Raw genomic sequence first — 6379 nt, 5'->3', positions numbered from 1 at the left:
GTAGGGGCGAAACCGCTGTATGATACCAAACCAATATTTATAGAACCAACCCGGTTTCTTTCGTCAAGCCAATTTATCAGACAAATCAGACAAAAATGATTAAACTTAAACCGAGTCTAAAACTAAGTCTAAATTTAGCGATCGCCTCTCTCTTAGCAGCCCTAGCGGGATGTACCAGCGCCCCAACAAGTAACCTAGGGCGAATTTGCACTTATGATGCCACAAAAGACCCGGAAAAAAGCCTGGGACAAAATGCAACATTGATCGTCCAAGAACAAGGAGGCGATACAATTTTTACTTACCAGTCTTTACCCTCGGTTCCCGTGGCGGAAAATATTACTCTGAATGCGAAAAGGGAATTAGTTTTTAAGAATACCCAGTTAGATACAGCCAGGGTAATTTTGCTGCAAAATAAGCCATATTTTAACCAGCTAGTAGGGGAGGAAAAACCCAAAGGATTTGCTGCCGTGAATCAGTTTTTAACTTGTCAATAGGCGGGAATCGCGCAATTTTGAAGAAAGAGTGGCAGGGGGGCAGGGTAAAACCGCACCCTCAATGGTCACTCGATGAACCAATCAATCAAAAAAGATTAAATAAACCTGATAATTTGGCAAAATTGTGATAAAAAATAGTATAATCATATAATTGCTATTTTTTATTCGTTTAGCAGGAACTATTAAAGAATGCCTCTGCCTATAGTAGCTATTATTGGCCGACCGAATGTCGGTAAGTCCACCCTGGTGAATCGTTTGGCGAGTACGCGAGATGCGATCGTCCATGATGAACCGGGAGTCACCCGCGATCGCACCTACAAACAAGCCTTTTGGGGCGATCGGGATTTTCAAGTCGTCGATACCGGGGGTTTAGTCTTTGCCGACGACACGGAATTCTTGCCGTTAATTAGAGAACAAGCCTTGACTGCCCTCACGGAATCAGTTGCCGCCATTTTTGTGGTCGATGGTCAAGCGGGTTTGACCTCTGGGGATGAAGAAATCGCCCAATGGTTACGACAACAAAAAGTGCCCATATTGTTGGCAGTGAATAAATGTGAATCAGAAACAATGGGTCTGACTCAAGCCGCCGAATTTTGGAATTTAGGACTGGGCGAACCTTTTCCTCTTTCCAGTATTCACGGCAATGGAACTGGTGAACTTTTAGACAAATTGATTACCTATTTTCCCCCGGTCGATGCAATTCCCGAAATCGAAGAAATTAAAATTGCCATTGTGGGGCGTCCGAATGTCGGTAAATCCAGTTTATTAAATAGCTTAGTCGGTCAACAACGGGCAATTGTTAGCCCAATTTCCGGCACTACTCGCGATACTATTGATATGGTGGTGCAACGGGACGATCAGGTTTATCGCCTGATTGATACAGCGGGAATTCGCAAAAAGAAAAATATCGATTACGGAGTGGAATTTTTTAGTATTAATCGGGCATTTAAAGCCATTCGCCGATCTGATGTGGTGTTGCTGGTGATTGATGCGGTGGATGGAGTCACGGAACAAGACCAAAAACTCGCCGGACGGATTGAAGATGAAGGTCGCGCTTGTGCGATCGTGGTGAATAAATGGGATTTAATTGAAAAAGATTCTTCGACCATTTATGACTATGAACGAGACATTAAAGATCGTCTCTATTTTGTCAATTGGGCACCGACGATTTTTACCAGTGCATTGACCGGCAAGCGAGTGCCGAATATTCTGGATTTAGTGGATCAAGTGGTGAGTCAACATCGCCGTCGCGTCTCTACTTCGGTGATTAATGAAGTGCTCGAAGAATCCGTGCGTTGGCATACTCCACCGACCTCGCGGCAAGGGCGTCAAGGGAAGATTTACTATGGAACTCAAATCAGAAGCCAACCACCCACGATCGCCCTATTTGTCAACGATCCAAAACGGTTTAAAGATAACTATCGCAGTTATTTAGAACGACAATTTCGCGATCAGTTAGGCTTTGAAGGGACACCCGTTCGGTTTGTTTGGCGGGGCAAAAAAGCCCGTGATGGAGAAAGGTCTGGAGCAAATCGGGCGGTGCGAGTGTAATATTGATAATTGATAATTGATAATTGATAATTATCAATTATCAATTAATGCCAACCACCAACCAACAACCAACAACCAACAACCAACAACTAATAACATTTAGAAAATGGATTTATTGCGATCGCTGCCTCTGGGACTTTATTTAGAACAACCAATTACCTGGCTACATTCCTTAGATGCACGGGTAAAATTAATCTGGTTGCTGAGTTTTCTTTTAGCCCCGTTGTTAGGAAATATTCCTTGGCGAATTGCCTTAGTTGGTTTACTAATTATTTTAACCTTTACCGCCATGATTCCCATGCGGGTTTGGCGACAACAAATGGGCTGGTTACTAATCTTTAGTGTTATGGTATTGTGCATCACAGCGATCGCCCCAGATGGATTAGCCATTGAACACCAAAGGCGTCTTCCTGCCTCGGAAATTACCTTCGTCACCACAGCCCCAACCCAGCCAACCACTGCCACTCGTCAACCGTGGTACGATCCCTTTGGTTGGTTTACCAATTCTGAAGCCAAACAGCCAAAAGATGGCACAGACGCGACCAAAAAAACTGACAAAAATCAGGAATTATCATCGGAGATTGATTTACCCCAGCCCACGGATTATCGTTATGTTATTTTCGATCGAGGGCCAGTGAAAATTACCCGTCGTTCTTTAGACTTAGGTATTCGAGTCAGCACATTATTATTTACCTTAATTTACAGCACCAATCTTTATTTACTCACCACCGCCCCAGAAGAAATCACCGCCGGACTGGAAGATTTAATGAGTCCGTTACAACGCTTCAATTTGCCAGTCACAGAAATCACCCTTACCTTAACTTTATCTTTGCGATTTATTCCCTTAGTCTTAGAAGAAGTGCAAAACTTAATTAGAGCCGTTAGCACTAGGGCAATTAACTGGAAAAAACTCGGTTGGCGTCGTTCCGTGAAAGTTTGGTTAACGGTGGTAGAACGGTTATTAGAAAACCTGCTTTTGCGAGCCTCTCAAATTGCTAATAGTATGCAAGTACGCGGCTTTACCAGTCCCAATGAGCATCGGGTGCAGTGGCATCAATTGCGCCTCAAAAGAGTTGATTGGTTAGCGATCGCCGGTTTGTTTATATTGTGGGGATTAAGATTAACCTGGGGATGGCAAGCATGAATCAACAAATACACCAAAAAAAACAACAAATCCAGCAACAAATACAGCCACAAATACAGCCAAGTCAGCCGTGGTATTGGCGATCGCTCCCTTTGCAAAAACGTACCGGATCCCAAGTTTTTGCCGCCTTATTTCGCACCAACGGCAACATCGCCACCTTATTAGAAAGTCCGGCAACCAAACCCTTGGAAAGTCAGGCATTAGCCCGATATTCCATCTGCGCTGGAACCCCTCGGATCGTACAAAATCAGCCACAAATTTGGACACCGCCATTAGGAGAAATATTTCCCTTTTTGCAGCAACTTTGGCAGCAAATTGAAGCCCGCAAACAAGGCAAATTTTCGCACAAGTCTGCGGTGTTGCCCGGATTATTGCCAGACCCTTCCTTACCTTTTACCGGCGGTTGGTTAGGTTGGCTAGGATATGACTTCGCTTGGGAAGTGGAAAAACTGCCCCAAATTAACACAGATCCCCTACCTTTTCCCGTGGCTTATTGGTATGAACCCGCAGAATTTGCCATCTTAGACCACCTGGAGCAAATCCTTTGGTTAGCCGCTAGTGAACCCAGGGATCTTGATAGTATGGAACAGCGATTAGAAACTATTAAGGCTATTAAGGCAGAAAAGTTAGCGCCAAATTTCTCCCAAAATCAGGGCTTAGTCACCGATTTACCTGCCATCGATCCCCATTTTCAGGTAAACCAAGGGGAATATGAACAGATGGTGCGTCAAGCAAAAAAATATATTCAAGCGGGAGATATTTTTCAGGCAAATTTGTCCTTACGCTTTGAAGCGGAAATTAGCCGCAACAGTTGGCAGATTTATCAAGCCTTACAAAACATTAATCCTTCTCCCTTTGCGAGTTACTGGCAAACCCCCTGGGGCGAAATGATCAGTTGTTCTCCCGAAAGATTAGTAAAATTGCAAGGGAGAAAAGCGGAAACTCGACCGATTGCCGGGACGCGATCGCGCGGAGTCACCCCAGAAAAGGATCGCCAACTTGCCCAAGAACTCTTGACCAACACCAAAGAACGGGCTGAACATATCATGCTGGTGGATCTGGAACGGAACGACCTGGGTCGAGTTTGTCAATGGGGTTCCGTGCAAGTGGATGAACTCTTGACCATCGAGCGATATTCTCATGTAATGCACTTAGTCAGTAATGCGATCGGCACTTTGCGTCCCGACTGCAATGGCATCGACCTGATCCGCGCCATGTTTCCTGGGGGCACCATCACCGGCTGTCCTAAAGTTCGTTGCATGGAAATCATCGAAGAACTCGAACCTGTACGGCGCAGTTTATTCTATGGATCTTGTGGTTATCTTGATTGGCGGGGAAATCTCGACCTAAACATCTTAATTAGAACATTATTATGTACTCACGGGGAAACCTATCCTGATGCCAACAGCCCCCTCTCCACTTCTACCAAAGCCTCAGCCTCCGCATCCTCCCGCGTATTTGGGCAAGTGGGTGCGGGAATTGTCGCCGACAGCGATCCAGAAAAAGAGTGGCATGAGTCCCTGCATAAAGCCCAAGCTCAATTAGCAGCTTTACAAATTGCGAGAATCAGCGATCCAAATACCTGATAAGATTTCTTTGTCATTTCACCTAAAATAGGACTTACGCAGCGCGGATATATCCGCAAGAACAGTTGGTAGGTGCTCTCCCGTGGCGGTGGTTGCCCCAATTAGAGACTCTTTGCGTAAGTTCTGTAAAATTTAGACCAATTGCTGGATCAAACCTTGAATGAGCACTGAAACTTATATCAATCATCCTAACTTTGGCCTGCTTTATCGAATTTGTCTGATTGCGGATAATCAGGAATTATTCACAACTCTCTATGCCCAACGTCTCTATTTTTTAGTCTCTAACCACCCCGATGGTTTGCAATTTCAACCCATTACCCGGAATGAGGCGCGAATTAATGTAGAAAACCGATTGCGAATGTTGCGGCGAAATCGACAAATGAGTGAATATCAAGAGCTAATGAAAGTTCATCAGCGTAATTTTTAATTAAAACTTCAGGCAACCTTCAGGATTTTCGCTAAACAGGTAATATTTTGAGCGCGGTCTGAGCGCTATCTGAGCGCGATCGCTATTTCATAACTCTCATATTCCTGTAAAAATCCTGTCGAGCTACTCTGGTCTATTAATTATTGACGATCGCCATAAGATTAGTCCTCAATTTATTAAAATTTATAGTCAACATTAGTCAATAACCATATTTAACCCATTTTACCCTATTTAAATTATTGATAATGATGAATCAAGCCATCAGAGAAAAAATTACCAACATTCGCCAAAACCTACCGGCCAACGTGCGCCTGGTTGCCGTCAGTAAATATGTCTCCGTTGAGGAAATTAGAGCCGCTTATGCCGCCGGAATTAGAGATTTTGGGGAAAATAAAATTCAAGATATGGAGGAAAAAAAAGCTCAATTACCAGATTTATCGGACATTACCTGGCATTTAATCGGTCATCTGCAAACCAATAAAGCCAAAAAAGCCTTAGAACTTTTTGACTGGATTCACTCCGTTGACAGTTTAGCTTTAGCCCAAAAATTAAACCGACTAGCGGGGGAATTATCTAGGCAGCCGCAAATACTTTTACAGGTAAAAATATTACCAGATCCGAATAAATTTGGCTGGGAAATTGAGCAACTGATGCAAGAATTACCCGCTTTAAATGATTGCACTAATTTAAAGATTAGAGGCTTAATGGTGATTGCTCCTTTGGGCTTAAATGAAATCGAAAACCTAGATTTTTTTCACCAAGCCCGTCAGTTGAGTGAAGCGATCGCGCAACAAAATTGGTCGCATATTTCTATGGAAGATTTATCAATGGGAATGTCCGGGGACTACCCCTTAGCCGTCCAAGCAGGTGCCACTATCGTCCGCTTGGGACAAATTTTATTTAGGTAGATTGTTATTTGTTGTTTGTTATTTGTTATTTGTTGTTAGTTATTTGTTGTCCGAACAACCAAAGAATCCCTACCCAACAACCACCAACCAACAACCACCAACCAACAACCAACAACCACCAACCACCAACCACCAACCACCAACCAACCCGATCGCTAACTGCCAATCTGTAGCAAAAAAATAAAAAACTTAAGATAATTGATCCAGAAATGTCAAAACCGCCGAGACACTTATAATATATTAAAAGGTGCGATTCGTTCATGCAGAAA

Annotated in this window: 6 protein-coding genes; all 6 read left to right on the top strand. The window is 43.6% G+C overall.

Going from position 1 to position 6379, the window contains the following annotated elements; genetic code table 11:
- The first annotated feature begins 95 nt into the window (after positions 1–95).
- The 6 genes from AM228_RS11495 (at position 96) to AM228_RS11470 (ending at position 6110) form a co-directional block, all read left to right on the top strand.
- Complete coding sequence (locus tag AM228_RS11495) at positions 96–494, top strand: hypothetical protein (protein WP_054466258.1); 399 nt, start codon at positions 96–98, stop codon at positions 492–494.
- Between the two features lie 189 nt (positions 495–683).
- Complete coding sequence (gene der, locus AM228_RS11490; RefSeq protein ID WP_054466257.1) at positions 684–2045, top strand: ribosome biogenesis GTPase Der; 1362 nt, start codon at positions 684–686, stop codon at positions 2043–2045.
- A 106-nt stretch (positions 2046–2151) separates the two neighbouring features.
- Positions 2152–3189 carry an energy-coupling factor transporter transmembrane protein EcfT gene (locus AM228_RS11485; protein WP_054466256.1) on the top strand — a complete coding sequence of 346 codons (1038 nt, stop codon included), beginning with the start codon at positions 2152–2154 and terminating at the stop codon, positions 3187–3189.
- Positions 3186–4775, top strand: coding sequence for an anthranilate synthase component I (locus AM228_RS11480; RefSeq protein ID WP_082348844.1), 1590 nt, complete (start codon positions 3186–3188; stop codon positions 4773–4775). Before AM228_RS11485 ends, AM228_RS11480 begins: the two co-directional genes overlap by 4 nt.
- Before the next feature lie 160 nt (positions 4776–4935).
- The gene (gene pipX, locus AM228_RS11475) at positions 4936–5202 is read left to right on the top strand and encodes a transcriptional coactivator PipX (RefSeq protein ID WP_054466255.1); all 267 of its coding nucleotides are present in this window, start codon (positions 4936–4938) and stop codon (positions 5200–5202) included.
- 248 nt (positions 5203–5450) lie between these two features.
- Positions 5451–6110: a YggS family pyridoxal phosphate-dependent enzyme gene (locus AM228_RS11470; protein ID WP_054466254.1), complete on the top strand. Its 660-nt coding sequence runs from the start codon at positions 5451–5453 to the stop codon at positions 6108–6110.
- Positions 6111–6379: the final 269 nt, after the last annotated feature.

The organism is Planktothricoides sp. SR001, from assembly GCF_001276715.1.
Classification (GTDB): Bacteria; Cyanobacteriota; Cyanobacteriia; order Cyanobacteriales; family Laspinemataceae; genus Planktothricoides; species Planktothricoides raciborskii.
The sequence above is the reverse complement of the archived record's forward strand: the minus strand, read 5'-3'. Positions and strand labels throughout refer to the sequence as shown.